The organism is Nonomuraea sp. NPDC049625, assembly GCF_040675285.1.
Classification (GTDB): domain Bacteria; phylum Actinomycetota; class Actinomycetes; order Streptosporangiales; family Streptosporangiaceae; genus Nonomuraea; species Nonomuraea angiospora_A.
This window is the reverse complement of sequence record NZ_JBFAOQ010000008.1, coordinates 522877-541830: the sequence shown is the minus strand read 5'-3', so window position 1 is coordinate 541830 and position 18954 is coordinate 522877. Positions and strand designations below refer to the sequence as shown.

The 18954-nt window shown below is 66.7% G+C and carries 13 protein-coding genes; 10 read left to right on the top strand and 3 right to left on the bottom strand.

All coding sequences use genetic code 11. The features are described from left to right. Positions 1–8: 8 nt before the first annotated feature. Positions 9–1298 (bottom strand): SpoIIE family protein phosphatase, encoded by a 1290-nt coding sequence (locus tag AB0J87_RS34405; protein WP_363971941.1) that lies wholly within the window; start codon positions 1296–1298, stop codon positions 9–11. A gap of 682 nt (positions 1299–1980) precedes the next feature. Between AB0J87_RS34405 and AB0J87_RS34400 the strand changes: the two genes are divergently transcribed. From AB0J87_RS34400 to AB0J87_RS34355, 10 genes are all read left to right on the top strand, one after another. Beyond that, positions 1981–3744: a cellulose binding domain-containing protein gene (locus AB0J87_RS34400; protein ID WP_363971939.1), complete on the top strand. Its 1764-nt coding sequence runs from the start codon at positions 1981–1983 to the stop codon at positions 3742–3744. 12 nt (positions 3745–3756) lie between these two features. Continuing rightward, positions 3757–4434, top strand: a complete 678-nt coding sequence (locus tag AB0J87_RS34395; RefSeq protein WP_363971937.1) for a family 43 glycosylhydrolase — start codon at positions 3757–3759, stop codon at positions 4432–4434. Positions 4435–4553: 119 nt separating this feature from the next. Next, positions 4554–5549 carry a LacI family DNA-binding transcriptional regulator gene (locus AB0J87_RS34390; protein ID WP_363971935.1) on the top strand — a complete coding sequence of 332 codons (996 nt, stop codon included), beginning with the start codon at positions 4554–4556 and terminating at the stop codon, positions 5547–5549. A gap of 167 nt (positions 5550–5716) precedes the next feature. Further along, positions 5717–6718, top strand: a complete 1002-nt coding sequence (locus AB0J87_RS34385; protein WP_363971933.1) for a LacI family DNA-binding transcriptional regulator — start codon at positions 5717–5719, stop codon at positions 6716–6718. 197 nt (positions 6719–6915) lie between these two features. After that, a complete protein-coding gene (locus AB0J87_RS34380; protein WP_363971931.1) occupies positions 6916–8211 on the top strand; it encodes an extracellular solute-binding protein in 1296 nt (431 codons plus the stop codon). Further along, positions 8208–9137: a sugar ABC transporter permease gene (locus tag AB0J87_RS34375; RefSeq protein WP_363971929.1), complete on the top strand. Its 930-nt coding sequence runs from the start codon at positions 8208–8210 to the stop codon at positions 9135–9137. Before AB0J87_RS34380 ends, AB0J87_RS34375 begins: the two co-directional genes overlap by 4 nt. Then, entirely contained in the window at positions 9134–9961 is an 828-nt protein-coding gene (locus AB0J87_RS34370; RefSeq protein WP_363971927.1) for a carbohydrate ABC transporter permease, read from the top strand. The genes AB0J87_RS34375 and AB0J87_RS34370 overlap by 4 nt, the downstream gene beginning before the upstream one ends. 15 nt (positions 9962–9976) lie before the next feature. Then, positions 9977–10783: an alpha/beta fold hydrolase gene (locus AB0J87_RS34365; RefSeq protein WP_363971925.1), complete on the top strand. Its 807-nt coding sequence runs from the start codon at positions 9977–9979 to the stop codon at positions 10781–10783. A gap of 513 nt (positions 10784–11296) precedes the next feature. Then, the gene (locus tag AB0J87_RS34360) at positions 11297–13108 is read left to right on the top strand and encodes a DUF1996 domain-containing protein (protein ID WP_363971923.1); all 1812 of its coding nucleotides are present in this window, start codon (positions 11297–11299) and stop codon (positions 13106–13108) included. A gap of 92 nt (positions 13109–13200) precedes the next feature. Further along, on the top strand, positions 13201–13725 hold the full coding sequence (locus AB0J87_RS34355; RefSeq protein ID WP_363971921.1) for a hypothetical protein: 525 nt from the start codon (positions 13201–13203) through the stop codon (positions 13723–13725). 11 nt (positions 13726–13736) lie between these two features. Here AB0J87_RS34355 and AB0J87_RS34350 read toward each other — a convergent pair whose 3' ends face one another. After that, positions 13737–18230: a hypothetical protein gene (locus AB0J87_RS34350; protein ID WP_363971919.1), complete on the bottom strand. Its 4494-nt coding sequence runs from the start codon at positions 18228–18230 to the stop codon at positions 13737–13739. After that, complete coding sequence (locus AB0J87_RS34345; protein WP_363971917.1) at positions 18223–18624, bottom strand: hypothetical protein; 402 nt, start codon at positions 18622–18624, stop codon at positions 18223–18225. Before AB0J87_RS34345 ends, AB0J87_RS34350 begins: the two co-directional genes overlap by 8 nt. Positions 18625–18954 lie beyond the last annotated feature (330 nt).

Below are 18954 nucleotides of genomic sequence, written 5' to 3'. Positions count from 1 at the left end.
CCCGGGTTTCACAGCCGGGTGACCAGCAGGGCGACGTCGTCGCCGGCGCCGCTGTTGATGCCCAGGGAGCTCAGGGTGACGTCGGCGAGGCAGTCGGGGGTCAGCCGGCTGCACCGGGCCAGCGCGGCGGTCAGGCGCGCCAAGCCGACGTCAATGTCCTCCCCGCGGCGCTCGATGAGACCGTCGGTGTACAGGACGAGGGTGTCTCCCGCGGTGTAGGGGAGCTCGGCGTGGGGGCGGGTGACGTGGTCGGGGCGGGTGCCCAGGGGAGGGTCGGTGGCCTGGTCCAGCAGCGCGCAGGAGCCGTCCGAGTGGAGCAGGACGGGCGGCAGATGCCCGGCGCTGCTGTAGGTGATGCGGCAGCCCGCGGTGTCGATCACGGCCTGGACCGCCGTGGTGGCCAGCGCACCCTCGAGGGAACGGGCGTACAGACCGACCACCTCCAGCGCCGGGCCCGGCTCCTTGACCGCGCGGATCGCCGCGCTGAGCGCGCTGCGGAGCATTCCCATGACCGTCGCGGCCTCCAGACCCTGGCCCACGACGTCGCCGACCGCGACGGCGAAACAGCCGTCCGGCAGGTCCACGACGTCGTACCAATCGCCGCAGACGTTCAGCGTTCCGACGGCGGGCAGGTAGCGCACCGCGATGTCGTCGGGGTGGAGGTCCAGGTCAGGGCAGTGGAGCATGGCCTCCTGCAACGCGAGCGCCACCTGACGTTCGCGGGCGTGAGCATGGCGCAGCTCCTCGTTCAGCCGCTGCAACTCCTGCGCCCGTGCGTACAGCTCGGCCTCCATCGACTCCTCCTGTCCCGCCGAAAGGCGGACGGCGGGCTGCTGAGCGGAGCAGGAGTGGACGAACTCCGTCACGTCCTCCACCCGATGCAGGATCCACGACACCGTCCCGTCCGGCGCCAGGACGGGGGTGTTGATCGGGGACCACCAGCGCTCCTCGAACGCTCCGGGGTGGTCGGCGAGCGGGATGTCGTACTTCTGCAACACCATCGTGTCCGCTTCCCGGTAGGCCAGCACCCGGTGCAGCGAGGCGCGCAGGTTCTTCACGCCCTCTGCGCAGGGGTCGTCAGGGTTGTCGGGGAAAGCGTCGAAGATGTGCCGCCCGATCAGATTCTCGGCCGTACGGCCGGTCGCGCGCAGGTAGGCGCGATTCACGTCGACGATCGTCAGGCCCGGATCCAGTACGAGGCACGGGCTCGGCGTGGCGGCGAACAGCGCCGCGTAATCGATCTGCGGCGCGCCCGGCTTGCGTGCGCCCTGCCTATGCGGGCCGGCGATCCTGCCCACGCCATCCACTCTACGAGGTGTTCTGCCTGCTCGGAGTAAGAGGTTCGCCTTTCGATGGCCCGGGGTGCGGGGGATTGCCGGACGTGAAGGCGCCGGATCGCCGTGTCCGGGCGATCCGGAGCTTTCACGGTTGGCTGGTGCCCTTCCGGCATGGAGACCTCCGTCATCTTGAGGGGACAGGTACGCCGATATCCACTTGCCGAAGGCGAAGGTTGTCATGCGGTGGGGCCTCGCCTGGTGGCGATCGGCTCCAGCCGTACGTTCGGCTGGAGCCGATCGCCCCTCGTCCGTCAGCCCACGTGCAGGCTCGCGAGGAGCTGCTGCACCTGATGCAACAGCGCGTTAAGAAGCGACGCCAGGGCGTTCATGACAACACCGCCTTTTCACTCAGAGTGATGATCTAGTTACTCCAAGCTACATCATGCAGGCCGGTTGTCCCTCGTACTGGATCAAGCGTGTAGGCGTGGCGCGCGCTCATCCTGCTGGAGGAAACTTTTCAGTGTCCTGTCCCTGAAAGTTTCAAGGAGGATGTCGACCTCATCCAGCGGTAAAGCTGGACTCCTGCCCGCCGTTGCTGGTGCCCATTGACGTCATGGTTAACGCTTACTACTCTCCGCCGAGAAATTATCTCACCAAATCTCGGAAAACTTTCTCGCCCCCAGGAGGGCTCATGAGAGGGTCCATGAGGAGACGCGCCACCTGTCTGATCGCTCTGGCCGGAGCCACGGTCGCGGTCATCGCCGGCTTATCCCCGCTCCCCACCCTGCCGGCAGCCGCCGCCACGACCGCCACCGTCTCGGTCGACGCCGGTCAGACGCTGGCCACCATCCCCGCCGCCGGCGTCGGCATGAACGTCGCCGTGTGGGACGGGCGGATGAACGATCCGGTGACATCCACGCTGCTGAAGGACGCGGGTGTCAAGGCCGTCCGGTACCCGGGTGGCGGCTACGCCGACGGCTACCACTGGCAGACGCACACGGTCGAGGGCGGCGGGTACGTGGCGCCCAACACCGGGTTCGACGCGTACGTGGCCACGTCCCGTGCGGCCGGCGCGCAGCCGATCGTCACCGCGAACTACGGCTCGGGCACGGCGCAGGAGGCCGCCGACTGGGTGCGGTACGCCAACGTCACCAAGGGCTACGGCATCAAGTACTGGGAGATCGGCAACGAGATGTACGGCAACGGCCACTACGGTGCCGAATGGGAGACGGACAAGCACGCCAGCAAGAGCCCCGCCACGTACGCCACCAACCTGCTCGACTACATCACCGCGATGAAGGCGGTCGACCCCACGATCAAGATCGGCGCGGTCCTGACGACGCCGGGCAACTGGCCGGACGGCGTCGTCGGCCCCGGCGACACGATGGACTGGAACCGCACCGTCATGTCCATCGCCGGCTCGCGGATCGACTTCGTGATCGTGCACCACTACCCGAACAGCGCCAACGAGGCCGAGCTCGTGACCAAGCCGCAGGCCGAGGTCCCGAGCATGACGAGCGCGCTGCGCGCGCTGATCAACCAGTACGCGGGCGGCAACGCCCCCAACGTCGGCATCGCCGTCACCGAGGACAGCTCCAACTACGCGTTGAACACCTCGCCGTCCGGCCTGTACGCGCCGGACGTCTACCTGACCTGGATGGAGAACGGCGCGTTCAACATCGACTGGTGGAACCTGCGCAACGGCACCGACTGCAGCAAGGTCACCACCATCCAGGGGGCGACGGACTACAACGACGGCGGCGTGGTGTCCAGCGGGGCGTCCTGCGAACCGGCCGCCAACACGCCGTTCCCGCCGTACTACGGCATCCAGATGATGACCAGGCTCGGCGCCTCTGGCGACGCGCTGGTGCGGACGACCTCCTCCACCGCGATGCTGTCCACGCACGCCGTCAAGCGGGCCAACGGCGACGTCAGCGTCATGCTGATCAACAAGGACCCGAACAACGCCACGACGGTCAACCTCTCCTACAGCGGCTTCACCCCGTCCTCGGCGACGCCGACCGTGTACTCGTACCTGAAGAACGCCTCGTCGATCGGCTCGGCCTCCACCGGGAGCGCCGCCGTACAGACCGTGCCCGCCTACTCCGTCGTGGTCGTCCAGCTGCGCGCGGGAAGCGGCGGCGGGACCGGCGCCTGCCGGGTCGACTACACCAAGAACGAGTGGCAGGGCGGGCTCACCGCGAGCGTGACGATCAGGAACACCGGCGGCAGCGCGGTCGACGGATGGCGGCTGACCTTCACGTTCCCCGGCGACACCAAGGTGACCACCGCCTGGAACGCGAGCGTGACGCAGAGCGGCGCGGCGGTGACGGCCACCAACGCGTCGTACAACGGCGCCATACCGGCGGGCGGCTCCCAGTCGTTCGGGTTCCAGGGCACCTGGACCGGCAACGACGCGAACCCCACCGGCTTCGCGCTCAACGGGTCCGCCTGCTCCGCCGGCTGACCTGACCACTCGGTGGTCTCCGAGCCTCCGCCGCGCGGGCCGGCACCCGACGGGCCGTTCGAGCCGTGCCCGGCCAACCCCGTCCTGAGCCACCGCAGCACCGATCGGCCGATCCAGAACACCGGCCACGCGGACCTCGTCGAGGCGCCCGACGGGTCCTGGTGGATGGTGCTGCTCGGCGTACGGCCGGGCGGCGGCGCCCCGGGCCGGCATGTGCTGGGGCGGGGGACGTTCCTGGCGCCGGTCACCTGGGACGACGGCCGGCCGGTGGTCGGCGAGCCGGCACCAGTCATGGAGGCGCCCGCGTGGCCGCCGCACCCGGTGGCCACGCCACCGGTGCGGGACGACTTCGACGCGGATCGGCCGCACCCGCGCTGGATCTCGGTACGTTCCCGGCCCGCGCCGGCCGGGCCGATCAGGCTGCGGATCGACGTGCTCGCCGCGCTGCCCGCCGACCGGCATCCCCGCAAGGAGCCCGACGTCCTGCGCCTCGGCGTCGAGGCGGCGGACGGAGCGTTCGACGTGCCGGCCGAGCCCGACGGCCGGTACCTGTCGACGGAGGTGTCCGGTGGCTTCACCGGACGGGTGATCGGCATGTACGCCGCGTCCGGCACGGTGCGGTTCGACTGGTTCGATTACGAGCCTCTCGATCACGACACAGGGCCGGGGCAGGTTATCCTTGCGCCGTGAACGGGCCCTCGACGGGCGACCGGACGGGGCCGATGAGGAGGGGAGCCAGGTTGTCACACGCCGAGTCGGGCGAACCGGTGGCTGACCGGGAAGGCTCGCGAGGCGATTCGTCGAGACCCGTGACGATCTCCTACATCGCGGAGACCGCCGGAGTGTCGATCCCCACGGTCTCCAAGGTCATCAACGGCCGTTCCGGCGTGTCCGCCGACACGCGTGCCCGCGTCGAGGCGCTGATCAGCGAGTACGGATACCGCAGGACCAACCGCAGCAACATGATGGAGCTCGTCTTCGACGAGCTCGAGCACATGTGGGGCACCGAGATCATCCGCGGGGTGGAGCGGGTGGCCCGCGAGCACCGCGTGGCCGTCGTGCTGACGGAGTTCGGCCCGGAGCGCAACGCGGTCCACTATCCGAGCGAGGACACCCTGGCCCGCCGCCCCGCCTGCGTGGTGACGGTGGCCCAGCTGTCGGCTGAGCAGCGCAATCAGCTGCGCGCCAAAGGCATCCCGTTCGTGGTCTTCGACCCCGCCACCGAGCTGCCGGACGACGTCCCCTTCGTCGGAGCGACGAACTGGTCCGGCGGGCGGTCGGCCACCCGCCACCTGATCGAGCTGGGACACCGCCGCATCGCGATGATCGGCGGCCCCGACCGGACCCTCTACTGCCAGGCCAGGCTCGACGGCTACCGCTCCGCCCGGGAGTCCGCCGGCCTCCCGGTGGAGGCCGACCTCGTCGTACGCACCCCGCTCACCACCGAGGACGGCCGCGCCGCCGCGCTCGAGCTGCTGAACCGCCCGGAGCGGCCTACGGCGATCTTCGCCTGCAACGACCTGCAGGCGATCGGCGTCTACCAGGCCGCGCGGACGATGGGGCTGCGGATCCCGGCGGACCTGAGCGTGGTCGGCTTCGACGATCTGCCCATCGCCGCCCTGGTCGATCCTCCGCTGACCACCGTTCGCCAACCACTCACCGAGATGGCCGCGGCCGCCACCGAGCTGGCGCTCGCCCTGGGGCGCGGGGAGGAGACGCCGCAGGCCGGGGTCGAGCTGGCCACCACCCTCACGGTCCGGGAGAGCACCGCTCCACCCGCCGACCGCGAGGGCGCCGGGGGATGAGGGAAGGCCTCACCAGTCGTGGACCGTACGTGACGGCGGATCCCGGTCCGGCCTCCGGCCCGGCCGACGTCCCTGGAGCAACGCTCTGAGCTCGTAGAATCGGACCACGTCTCGGGAATGGGAGTTCCATGGCCGCGCCTGGTCGACGACGAGTGACCATCGCCGATGTGGCGACTCACGCTCAGGTCTCCGTCACAGCGGTGTCCAAGGTGATCCGCAACGCCTATGGTGTCAGCCCTGCCATGAAAGACCGGGTCAAGGCGGCCATCCAGGAGCTCGGCTACCGGCCGCAGGCGGTGGCCCGCGGTATGCGCGGGCGCACCTTCACCATCGGGCTGGTCCTGCCGCACATCAGGAACCCGTTCTTCGCCGACATCCTCGACGGCCTCACCGAATATCTGGAGAACACCGACTACCAGGCGTTCATGATCCAGGGCGGCGCCACCCGCAAGGTCGAGATCCGGGCGGTGGACGCCCTCATGGACCGCCAGGTGGACGGCATCATCATGGTCGCCCCGCTCGCCTCGAAAGCGCGCCTGGAGGAAGTGGCCAAGGAGAAGCCGACCGTGGTGCTCGCCCGGCACGAGCGCTCGTCGTACTACGACTCGGTGTTCGACGACGACGAAGCGGGCGCCGAACTCGTCGTGAAGCACCTCATCGAGCTGGGCCACCGCCGCATCGCGCACATCACGCACCAGGACGACAGCCAGGCGCGGCCGGCCGACCTGCTGCACAACATCCGGTCGGCGACCTACGAACGCGTGATGCGCGAGCACGGGCTCGGCGACGAGATCGCCATCGCGACCAGCTTCTACCACGAGCAGGGCGGCTACGAGGGGGCTCGCGAGCTGCTGAGCCGCTCGACCCCGCCGACGGCGATCTTCGCCGGAGCCGACCAGGCGGCGCTCGGCGCGCTCGCCGCGGTCCACGAGGCCGGCCTGGCCGTCCCGGCGGACGTCTCGGTCGCCGGCTACGACAACATCCACCTGGCCGCTCTGCCCAACATCGCGCTGACCAGCGTCGATCAGGACGGCGCCGAGATGGGCCGGGCCGCGGGCAAGCTCCTGCTGGAACGCATCGAAGGCCGCATGACGCCCGTTCGCTTCTCGGTCACCCCGAGCCTGGTCGTCCGCGGCTCCACGGCCGCGCCGGGAGAGTCCGTCAGCTGAGCTTCCATCTGCCCAAGTAGGGTCTCGCGCTGCCCGCCGTAGAAACCGTTACCGATTTAGACCCGATTACAGCGACTCAACCTGGGAAAAAGCTGGGTACCGTTACCCAAAACATTCTTGACACTTCCTTCACGTAACGCCTACGTTAACCGCATCGGGGAGTCGCTTAAAACGATTCAATAACCCTGGAGGGGTGTGTGAAGACCTCCCACCGCACGCTCGCGACGGCTACGGCCGTCCTGGCGCTGGCGGCTCTGACCTCCTGCGGTTCCGGCTCGGAGCCCGCCGCCGACGGCACCGTCACCCTCTCCTTCATGACAGGCAGCGACCAGTCGACCGTGGACACGTCCAAGGCGCTGGCCGATGCCTTCATGCAGGCCAACCCCAAGATCAAGGTCAAGATCGAGAACCAGCCGGGCGGCAGCGAGGGCGACAACATCGTCAAGACGCGCCTGTCGACCGGCGAGATGACGGACGTGTTCTGGTACAACTCCGGGTCGCTGCTCCAGGCGCTCAACCCGGCCCAGAGCCTGGTCGATCTCACCGGGGACCCGGTGGTGGCGAACGTCCAGCCGGACTACCTGCGGGTGGTGACCCAAGGGGACCACGTGTACGGCGTGCCGGCCACCGCAGCGTCCGGCGGCGGCATCCTCTACAACCGCAAGGTCTACGACAAGCTCGGCCTGAAGGTGCCCACGACCTGGGCGGAGTTCATGGCCAACAACGAGAGGATCAAGGCGGCCGGGATCACGCCGGTGATCTCGACGTTCAAGGACACCTGGACCTCGCAGCTGTTCGTCCTGGCCGACTTCTACAACGTCCAGGCCGCGGTCCCGAGCTTCGCCGCCGACTACACCGCGGGCAAGGCCAAGTTCGCCACCACGCCGGCGGCGCTGGCGAGCTTCCAGCACCTGGCCGACGTCAAGGGCTACCTCAACAAGGGCTTCGGCTCGGCCACCCTGGACCAGGGGCTGAAGATGCTCGCCGAAGGCGAAGGCGCGCACTATCCGATGCTCACCGCTATCCTGCCGCCGGTGCTGGCCACGAGCCCGCAGGCCGCAACGGACATCGGCTTCTTCGGCGTCCCCGGCACCGACGCCGCCAAGAACGGCGCCACCGTGTGGGAGCCACCGGCCATCTACATCCCCAAGAGCACCAAGAACCTGGAGGCGGCCAAGAAGTTCGCGGCGTTCGTCGCTTCGCCTGCCGCCGCTGAGGCCATCAGCAAGGTGGTGCAGCCGACGGGGCCGTACCGGGTGAAGGGCGCCAAGCTGCCCGACAACGCCATCCAGGTCGCCAAGGACGTGCAGGCGTACATCGACAAGGGTTCCACCTCGCCGGCCCTGGAGTTCCTGTCCCCGGTGAAGGGCCCGTCGCTGGAGCAGATCACCGTCGCCGTCGGCTCGGGGCTGACGCCGGCCGCCGAGGGGGCGGCCCAGTACGACAAGGATGTCGAGAAGCAGGCCAAGCAGTTGGGGCTCGCGGGGTGGTGACCAGGCAGGACGCCGGGCCCCGCTCGGGGCCCGGCCCGGCACTCGCGCGGCCGCCCGCCGGCCCGGCCAGGCGCAAGTCGGCCTACCCGTACGCGCTCTACCTGCCGGCCGCCGTCGTCTACCTGGTGATCTTCCTGGTGCCGACGGTGATGGCCTTCTACTTCGCGCTGACCCGCTGGACCCTGTTCGACAGCACCTTCGTGGGCCTGGACAACTTCCGCGACTTCCTGTCCGAGCAGAACCTGCGCATCGGCTTCACCAACACGCTGTTCTACGCCGTCGTCACCAGCGGCCTCAAGGTGGTCCTCGGCCTGCTGCTCGGCGTGCTGCTCACCAGCAAGTTGCGGCTGCGCGGATTCCTGCGCTCGGTGGTGTTCTTCCCCGTCCTGGTCTCCACGGTCGCGGTCGGCATTACCTTCAGCGCCCTGCTCCGGCCCGACACCGGCCTGGTCAACAAGGCCCTGGCCGTGGTCGGCATCGACGGCCCCGACTGGCTCGGCGACGCCGGCACGGCCCTGCTGTCGGTCGCTCTGGTGGATGTGTGGAAGGGCGTCGGCATCGCCACCGTCATCTACATCGCCGGCATCCTGTCCATCCCCCGCGACTACTACCAGGCCGTGGCCGTGGACGGCGGCGGGGCCTGGCACCGCTTCCGCCACGTCACCCTGCCCCTGTCCTGGCCGGCCACGTACTCGGTGATCATCCTGTCGTTCATCGGCGGCCTGCGCTCCTTCGACCTGATCTGGACGATGACGCGCGGCGGGCCCGGCTTCACCAGCGACACCATCGCCTCGATCATCTACAAGCAGTACCAGGCCGGCTTCTTCGGCCTGTCCACCGCCGGCAACGTGCTGCTGTTCGTCGTGGTCACCGCCATCGTCGTCCCGCTCAACTACTTCCTCGGCAAAAGGCAGGTGCCCGCATGACCGCGCTGAGAAGGCTCGGTGCCGAGGCGATCGCGCTGGTGCTGGCCGGGGTGATCTTCCTGATCCCGTTCGCGCTCATGCTGCTGACCGCGGTCAAGGACCAGACGCAGGCCACCGACCTGGACTTCGCCTGGCCGGCCAACTGGCCGATCGTGCAGAACTTCGTGGACGTGATCGAGGCCCGCGACTACGTGCTGCTGCGCGCGTACCTGAACTCCACGATCCTCACCGTCACCTCGGTCGCGCTGATCGTGGTGTTCGCCGCGATGGCCGGGTTCGTGTTGCAACGCCGGGTGGGGAAGGTCGGCAGGGTGGCCGACTTCCTGGTGCTGACCGGGCTGATCATCCCACCGGCGATCGTGCCCACCATCTGGCTGCTGCAGGGATTGGGACTGTTCAAGACCCTGCCCGGGCTGATCCTGGTGGAGGTGGCCTTCGGGCTGTCGTACGCGGTGCTGCTCTTCCGGGCGTTCATCGCGGCCATCCCGCGCGAGCTGGACGAGGCTGCCATGATCGACGGTTGCAGCGGGCTCGCGCTCTTCTTCCGGGTGATCTTCCCCCTGCTCAAGCCGGTCACCATCACGGTGATCCTGACCAGCTCGGTGGCCATCTTCAACGACTTCGTCAACCCGCTCTACTTCACCCCCGGCGACGACAACGCCACCGTGCAGGTGACCCTCTACAACTTCCAGAGCCAGTACAACACCCAGTGGAACCTGCTGTTCATGGACATCGTCCTGATCACGATCCCACCGCTGCTGCTCTTCATCTTCTTCAACCGCAAGATCGTCGCCGGCATGACCGCCGGCGCCATCAAGGGCTGACATGACCTGGGGGCAGTGCGTGCCCGGAAAGGCCGCCTGATGATCCACCACCACGAGTTCCAGCACCGAGGGCTGACCCTGCGCTCCAGCGTGCACATTCCCGAGGGCCAGGCCACCGCCCGCAGGCCCACGGTGGTGTTCGTCCACGGGTTCTCCAACAACCGTATGGAGAATCGTTCCTTCGTCCTCATGGCGCGGCTGCTGGAGAGCGTCGGTATCGCGTCGGTCCGGTTCGACCTGTCCGGGCACGGGGAAAGCGACGGAGATTTCTTCGACGTCACCATCACCAACGAAATAGCCGAAACCAGGTCGGTCGTGCGGGCCGTCCGTACCTTCGACTTCGCCGACCCCGAGCGTGTGGCCCTGGTCGGGATGAGCATGGGCGGCGTGGTCGCGGGCATCGTCGCCGCCGAGGAACCCGGAATCCGGGCCGCGTGCCTGTGGTCGCCGGCCGCGGTCGCCCCCTTCGAAGTGGGCTCGGGCCACCTCAAAGGCCGCGACATCGCCGCCGAGATCAGGGAGAAGGGCTATTTCGACGCCGACAGCCACCGCATGAGCCCCGCCCTCGTCGAGGACATCGCCGGGCTCGACGTCTATGGCCGGTCCTGCGGTTATGCCGGGCCGGTGCGCATCATCCATGGTGGCAAGGACGACATCGCCCCTGTCGCCTACGCCCGCCGCTATCTCGACCACTACGGCGGCAACGCCGAACTGGAAGTCGTCCCCGGAGCCGACCACGGATGGAGCACCGTTCCCCACCGCACCCGGCTGCACGAGTCGACGCTGCAGTTCCTCGGCGAGCATCTGGAACCCTCCGCATGACCCGCTCCGGGGCGAGTGCATGCGCGTGCTCGCGAAAGCCGGCAGGTCCGCCCGGCAGCATCACGCCCAGGTAGCGGCGGTCGGATGCGCGGCGCTTCTCCTGATCATCGTCACGGACGGTGGCGGCGTAGGCGACCCTGCACATGAGCGGCAGCCCGGCTGCTGGAGACCGCCCGCCGCTTGATCGGCGATCACGAACGGTTCCCACCTCGACGTCGATCATCAGTGCGTCCGAACGACTTCGCAGGCGGCCCCGGACAGCGGCGTGATCACGAGCCGATCGCCCTGCCACCCAATGCGGGCTGGCGCGTAAGCGCGGCCATACACGTCTGACCAACTTCTACGTGATGTCGAACTTGAAGCGTCGGGTGCGCGTATCTCGTTCTGACGACGGCCGCGACCCCCTCTGTGGATGCCGCCTGATGACTCTCAAGGCCGGGCCGCATCCACAGACGGAGAGAGGGATTTATGAGACATCGACATGGTTCCCGCGTCCGCCGAAGGACGGCGGGTATGCTCACGGCCCTGGCTGTCATGAGCAGCGGTCTCACGGCCGGCGCTGCAAATGCGGCGGCAAGCGGGGCATCCGGAACGGCTTTCGCGCCGGCCATCTCCTGCCCTCCCGTTGCGGACAGGCTGGGCCAAGTCCCCGCTCGCGCTCAGGCGGAGGTTGAGCGGAATCTGCAGCAGTTGGAGAGTCAGATCGCTGAGGCGAATCGGCGGCTGGCAAGCTCGGCGGGGCAGGGCGGCCCGAATTTCGTTCAGAATGCGATTCTCGGACCGTTGCGTGACAAGCGGACGGCGGCCCTTCAACGGATCCAGATCGCCTTCCAGCGCGCCGGCGCCCAAGCACCGACCGGCCTCCAGGGCTTGTCCGGCTGCACTGTGCAGGACGATGAGGCTGGAAACAACAACGGCGATCAGGGCAACGGCGATCAGAGCGATGGTGACCAGAACAACGGTGGCCAGGACAACGGCGACCAGGGCAACGGCGACCAGAACAACGGCGACCAGGGCATCGGTGGCCAGAACAATGGTGGTGCCGCTGGTCAAATCTCCTGTCCTGATGTGGCGGACAGGCTGGGCCAAGTCCCCGCTCGCGCTCAAGCGGAAGTTGAGCGGAATCTGCAGCAGTTGGAGAACCAGATCGCTGAGGCGAATCGGCGGCTGGCAAGCTCGGCGGGGCAGGGCGGCCCGAACTTCGTCCAGAATGCGATCCTCGGACCGCTGCGGGACAAGCGGGCGGCGACCCTTCAACGGATCCAGATCGCCTTCCAGCGCGCCGGCGCCCAAGCGCCGGCCAGCCTCCGAACCCTGGCGGCATGTGAGCTTCGGAACGGCAATCCGGGCAACGGGAACGGCGGAAACAACGGGAACAACGGAGGCGGCGAAAACAACGGAGATGGCGGAGACGGCGAGAACAACGGAAACAATGGGAACGGCGGAGGCCAGGCCAGGGGACCCGTTCCGGAGGACTTCGTTGACATCCGTTCTGTACAACCGAATGTGAGAACGCCCCGCACCCAGCAGGACGGCTCCAATGGGACCTTCAGCGTGGACTGCGGACGCAACGAGAAGCGCATCTTCAACTCTGACAACGTCATCGTGGCCCCCGGCGTGTCCAACGGCGCGCAGCACACGCACGACTACGTGGGAAACGAGTCCACCAACAACCAGTCCACCAATGAGAGCCTGCTGGCGGCCAGTACCACCTGCCGCAACGGCGACAAGTCCACGCACTACTGGCCCGTGCTGAGGGCACTGGGGCAGGAGGAATTCGACGCCAACCGGCGAGGCGGCGGGCTTGACCTGAACGTCGGCAAAATCCTCACCCCGGTCTCGGTGCAGATCACCTTCAAGGGCAACCCGACCGGCAAGGTGGTGGCGGCTCCGCAGTTCCTGCGCATCATCACCGGTAACGCCCGGGTCGGTGGAGCCGAAGCCAACGCCGGGTGGACCTGCACCGGCTTCGAGAACCGCCAATTGACGGACAAGTACCCGCTCTGCCCGCGAGGTAGCAGGCTGGTGCGGGTCTTCGATTTCCAGAGTTGCTGGGACGGCCAGAACGTCGACAGCGCCAACCACCGCACCCATGCCACCTTCCCGCAGGCCGACGGGAGTTGCCCGCAGGGCTTCCAGCCCATTCCCGCGCTGGAACACCGGCTCGTCTACAACGTGCCGCAGGGCCCCAATTTCGCCGTCGACACCTTTCCCGAGGAACTGCACAAGCCGGTCACCGACCACAGCGACTTCATCAACCTGATGAATGAGCAGCAGATGGGGCGGGTCGTCGACTGCATCAACAGCGGCAGACGCTGCCGCTGACCCTGAATTGGGCAAGGCGTGGCCGGGCGACCGGCCACGCCGTCCTCATCGCCAGGAGCAAGACCACATCAGGTGCGAGAAAGGGCAACATCATGGCTGGCTTCTCCCGCCCGCGGCGCGCTCAAGGCGCCGCGCCAGCGGCTGTTGTGCGTCTGACCGGCGCCATCAGGAGGCGAGATCACGGCGGCATCGTCCTGTCGCTGGCCATCGCCTCGGCGCTCACGCTCACCGGATGCGGTGTGCAGGCCGAGGCGGCCGATGGGCCGAAATCGGCCAGGAGCACTGCCGCCTCCGGCGGGAACGCACCCCGCACGTACACCGTGGAGCAACTGGCGGCCGCCATCGGCTGCACCGCCGAGATCACCCTCAAGGCACTGGACTACCGACAAGGGGAATGCACCAGCGACGGGATTCCGTACGTGTTCCTTGACTTCGTCACGGTTGAAGGCCAGCGTGAGTGGCTTGACTACGCCGAGATGTACGGCGGCCTCTACCTCGTCGGCGATCGATGGGCGCTGTCGGCCAAGTCGAAGTCCTTCATGCAGGAACTGAGCAGGAAACTCGGGGGCAAGGTCGAGGAACATGGCCCTGGCGGCACTGCCCCGTCCCCGAGATGACAGCGCGCTCTTCAGCATCTGCCGGGATATGGCAGTTCCGGAGCGTAGGAAGACCAGAGCGCGCGCGTCATTCCTTCGCCGTTCAACCTCTCGCACGCCAACTGCGCAACGTTGTCGCGCACCCGTCCGACCATGGAGACGTCCCACAACGAGAACGAGGAGTTCGTGTGCGCGACAAGAGTCCCGTCTCCGGGCAGGAAGACCAGGGAAACCACCAGCAGCTCGTTGGTGTCCATGGCCGGCCCTATCCGATGAACACGCCCGATATCGGAGATGTCCCACAGGATGATGCTGCCGTCCACACTTCCCGTGGCCAACAGGTCGGCATTCTTCGAAAAGGCCACCGCGGAAACGGGTCCGACCTTCCCGGTCAGGCCGGTGACGATCTTCCTTGGTGCTTCCGGCGTGCTGATATCCCACAGACTGAACGAAGCGGTGGTGTGTCCGACGACGAAGAATCGCCCATCAGCCGAGAGGCCGACCGACGAACGGAAAGAGCCGATGAGGCCGGTGGGAACGGTCCCGACCTGCCGCGGCGAACGAGGATTGGAGATGTCCCAGATCTTGGCACTGTCATCCACGCCCACACTGACCAGAATCCGCTTGCTCGAAGCCAGCAGGACATCCCTGAGTTCGCCTCCATGGTGGATCGTCACCAACTCGGCAGGAGTCTCCACCCGCCGCATGTCGGTGAGACGCACCGCGCCACGCACGTCCGCGCTGGCAAGCATGGCCCCGTCAGCGCTCCAGGCGAGGGACACGACAGTGCCCGTGTGCCCGGAAACCGCGGTGGGCAGTGGTACGAAGCCGCTCCGCCCGGAGGCTTTCCAAATCTTGACACCGAAGTCGCCTGGGCCGCTCGGCGTGGCAAGGAAGCGTCCGTCCGCCGAGAGAGCCGAAGCGTACGGACCGCCTTCGGAGTTCTTGTCCGGTGGCGTCCAGAACCTGATCGTCGGCAAAGCCACCGGCTTGCCCGGGTCGCCGACATCCCACAGCATGGCCTGACCGTTCTCCGCGCCGTCGGCCAGGATGTCGCCTCCAGCGGACAGCGTCGCCGAGGTCGGTCCCAGAGCGCTTCCCGGCAATTTCTGCTGCCCGGGCAAGGGAACACCCAGGAGATGAGGGCGAATCCTGGCGTCCGACATGTCCCACAGCATCACCGAACCGTCCTGTCCGGCGGTGGCCAGCAGCGATCCGTCCTTGGACAGCGATATTCCGAGAACCGGCCCACGGTGGCCGGTAAGTGGAATGTCGGTTCGATCGGGGGCCAAGAATCTTTGCTCGGAAAGCTTGACGCCGACCGGAAACTTCAATATTTGAACCGTGCCGTCCTGGCTGCTGCAAATCAGGCGTGTGCCGTCCGGCGTGAAGGTCATGGATGTGATCTTGTCGGTCTGGTTGGTGGCCGACGTCGTGTCGCTGACCTTTCGCGGTGACGCTGGATCCGTCAGATTCCAGATGGTCAGGCCGACGTCCTCGGTCGCCATCACCAAGACGTCGCCATCGGGAGAGAAGGCTAGATCGCTGATAAGTGAGGACGGGGCCGGAATGGGTTTCCCGAGTCGATGGGCGGCTTGTGGGTCGGCCACGTCCCACAATTGCATTTTCTGTGAGCTGCCGTCCGCGACCGCCAGCAGGCGGCCATCCGCCGACATTGCCAGAGGCGGGTTGTCATGACTCCCTGCTCGAGATCTGAAGTTGGCGGCGACCTTCAGATCCCCGTCGGGCCGAACCTGCAGGAGTGCGGCATTGGCAGGATTGCCGACCACGAGTTTCTGCCCGTCGGCCGCCCAGACGATGTCGGTCACATTGCTGCCGAGCCCAGGGATCTGGCCCAGCTTCCTTGGCCTGTCCCGGGTTGACATGTCCCAGAACGACACGGAATCCCGGTCTCCGACGACCAGCATCTTGCCATCGGGCCGCCAGGCCAGTGCGGATACCACGTCCTTGAACGTGGTGAGAGGCGGGCCGATCAATTGCGGACGGTGTGGCTCGGAAACATCCCAGAGTTTGAGCGTGGCATTGTCGTCACCGCTGGCCATGACGGCGCCCTTGGGTGACATCGCCACAGATTCCACACGACCCTTGAAGTCGAGAATGGTGCCTTCGTAGCGCGAGGTCGTCAAAGTCTGCAACAGGCTTGCATTCGTGGCTCGATTGGGGTCCAGCCGGTACGCGGCGACCCCCAGTTGCAGCGCCAGGCGTGGGTCGGACTCCCGGACCGCCTCCGCACCGGCGACCATGCTTCGGGCGGTCGCCACCTGTGCCTGGCGCTGTGCCGCCCTGCTCTGCGACCATGCCACGAACGCGCCCGTCGAAGCGATGAGAGTGAGTACGACCAGCGCCGCTATCGCACCGCGCCTGATTCTGCCGCGTTGCCGTTCGTAGGCGACGGACGCCTCGAAGAACTGCTCCGAGTTCGATTCGAGCTGGTGGTGGTCGATCGCCTTGGCCACCCGTTCCCTGACCGCGTCGAGCCGGCCGCCCCGGTAGAGCAGAGAGGGATCACGGTCGACCATCCACGCTTTCGCGTCCGCGGCGAGCTCGTCGCGCAGGATCAGCCATTCTCGATTCTCCTTCACCAGGTCCTGAAGGAGCGGCCAGGCCTGCAGCAGCCTCTCGTGGCTGATACGGACGATCTCTCGATCGGTAGTGATCAATCGGGCCGCGTCCAGCGCCTTCACGGACTGCAAGGCCGCCTCGGGATCCAGGCCTCGTAGAAGGTCGCCCTGGTTCACCGGTCGCGCTGTGACGATCGGCTCGGTGTCGATGTTCGAGACATCGCCACTGATTTTGATGAGCCTGAGCATGATGCTCTGCGTGGCCAGCTGCGCCGAAGGGGTGAGCGCCTGGTAGGTGTCATCAGCTGATCGCTCGATCGCCCGCTCTATGCCTCCGCTCTCCCGGTAGCCTCGCACTGTCAGCCGTCTGCCCTCCCGACGTTTCCACGTCTCCCAGAGCGAGTGTGAGAGCAGCGGCAGAGATCCGGGTTCAGGACCTTGTGGGCGAAAGGCGCCTAGTTCGTGCAGGACCAGATCCGCCAGCCCTTCATCCAGTTCCAGGCCCAGCATCGTCGCAGGTTGCTCGATGGCCGCACGTAGCTCTGGCGGCTTCATCGGCTCGATCACGAATTGCCTGTCCTGAAGGGCAGCGGACAGTTCCGGATGCCGGGTCGCCTGGCTGTAGAAATCCGCGCGGAGTGCGCCGATGACGACTGCCGGAGGCCGACCGGTCCGGGGATCAGGAAGGGTCATGGCGTGCAGGCAGCGAATGAACCTGCTACGCAGTCCTTCGTCCTCGCACAGAGTGAATATCTCTTCCAGTTGGTCGACCAGGAGGATCAGGCGCACGCCCGGGCGGTCGGCGAGCAGGTCTGTGGCCAGGCGGCAGGAGTGGTCGGGGTCGGAGAACACCCGATTGAAGGCTGCCGGGTCATCAGGGGCCAGTCGCGCGGCCAGCGCTTGAACGGGAGACGATCCCGGGGTCATGCTGACGCAGGGCCAGCCGCTGGTGCCGGATATGTTGAGATCTCCACGACGCATTCTCGCGAGCAGGCCGGCCTGCAGCAGCGAACTCTTTCCACTGCCTGACGCGCCGACCAACAGCATGACCCCGGCAGTGCTCAGCCGATCGGCGATCTTCTGGAGAATCGCGGAAGTCAGCTCGTCGCGTCCGTGGAAGATCTTCGCGTCCTCCTCGCCGAACGGCTGGAGGCTCAGATAAGGGCTGCGCCCCGGTAACTGGGCCTCCTTCTGCATGGGAGAGATCTCTGGTGAAGCGGATCGATTTGACGACAGGATGATATGGCCGCTTCGTCCTCCTTCCTGCCGGTGAGGCAGCGGGCCGCTTCTCTCCCACATTCTGCGGAGGATGAAATGGTAGGCGTCGTCAAGGGTCAGGAAATTGCCGGCGAGGGGATCGCCGTTGTCCAGCAGCGAGATCAGGTCACCGGTGAATGTGGTGTATTCCTGGTCTTCCGGTGCCAGCGCGAGTTGTTCGGCGGAACCGAGGAGATACAACCCATGGGTCGGGGACGGCTGAAAAACTGATTCTGGTGCCCAGGACCCCAGGTCCGTGCGTCCGGAGAAGCAGCAGTCCAGGACGACCACGGTCGAGGCGGTCGGCGAGCCGGCGATGGCCTGCCGCAACATCGACGTCGAGTAGGCCTGGAGTTCCGCGAGGCCAGGCGTGAGCGTGCTGGTGGAAGACGCTGCCAGATAGAGCTGTCCTTCCGAGCTCCAGAGCCCGTGGCCGATGTAGTAGACCAGCAGTATGGTCTTGGCCTTTTTTGCCTCTTCGGTCACTGCGGATCCGATGGCCAAGGCATCGGGCGGGTTCAGCAGCAGGCGAATATGCTCGTCCGGCACACCACACCTGTTCACCAGGCGGTCCCATAGTGCGGTGATGGTCCGTTCGACGGCGGGCACCGCCGGCAGCTGAGAGTCGCTGTGGTCGGCGGTGCCGATCAACAGGACACGCACACCCTCACCCGACAGGTCACTCATCCGTCGTCCGCCCCTGATCGTGTTTCTCCTCCGCTTCGCGGAGTTCACGCAGGACCGACTTCACTTGCTCCCGCAATTCCGCGGGTGAAAGTGCTTTGACCTGAGTCGCGTCGACATGGATTTGATGCCCGTCGGGCAGGTCTACTCGAACCTTGACCGCGCCGCTTTGTTGCCGTACCCAGGACAGCAGAGCAGAAGCGAATGCGGTGCCCGCCGCACCAGAACCAAGAGCAACGACAATGCTTTCCAGAAACGGCCCCAAAGTGCCGGGAGGCGGCGGGGCCGTAACGTCATTGACACGGCCTTTCAGCTCGGCCGTGCCTCCGATCCAGTGGCGCAACGACTCCAGGTGGCGTGAATCTTCTTCATCTTCGATCGATACGCGTACGTCCATGACGTCCCTCCTGGCGGGTCACGTTCGCGTACCTAAGATAGAGCGAAAGTACACGGAAATCATAAGATCAAATAACTCGAGTCCGAAGCGCGTAACTTACGTCCATTTGTATTATGCAGAAACATCAGACGGCTGAAATGTCAAGATGTCCGAACGGCCAACGCCGCAGGGCATCTCGACGAGCCGGTTGGCTGTTGCGACCGTATCCGTGGGTGGCGTCGCGGCTCGCCGGCCTCAGCGCGCCGGTGGGGGATGGGTGGACGCGACGATGGGGGCTTCCAGCACGGCCTCGTCCGCAGTGTGGGGCGGTGGATAACTATGTATACCCAG

What these genes read in the sequence shown, in the direction of transcription:
- AB0J87_RS34370 (WP_363971927.1), top strand. Translation starts at nt 9,134, where the DNA reads ATGACCGCGCTGAGAAGGCTCGGTGCCGAGGCGATCGCGCTGGTGCTG.
- AB0J87_RS34360 (WP_363971923.1), top strand. Translation starts at nt 11,297, where the DNA reads ATGCTCACGGCCCTGGCTGTCATGAGCAGCGGTCTCACGGCCGGCGCT.
- AB0J87_RS34345 (WP_363971917.1), bottom strand. Translation starts at nt 18,624, where the DNA reads ATGGACGTACGCGTATCGATCGAAGATGAAGAAGATTCACGCCACCTG.
- AB0J87_RS34350 (WP_363971919.1), bottom strand. Translation starts at nt 18,230, where the DNA reads ATGAGTGACCTGTCGGGTGAGGGTGTGCGTGTCCTGTTGATCGGCACC.
- AB0J87_RS34400 (WP_363971939.1), top strand. Translation starts at nt 1,981, where the DNA reads ATGAGGAGACGCGCCACCTGTCTGATCGCTCTGGCCGGAGCCACGGTC.
- AB0J87_RS34355 (WP_363971921.1), top strand. Translation starts at nt 13,201, where the DNA reads ATGGCTGGCTTCTCCCGCCCGCGGCGCGCTCAAGGCGCCGCGCCAGCG.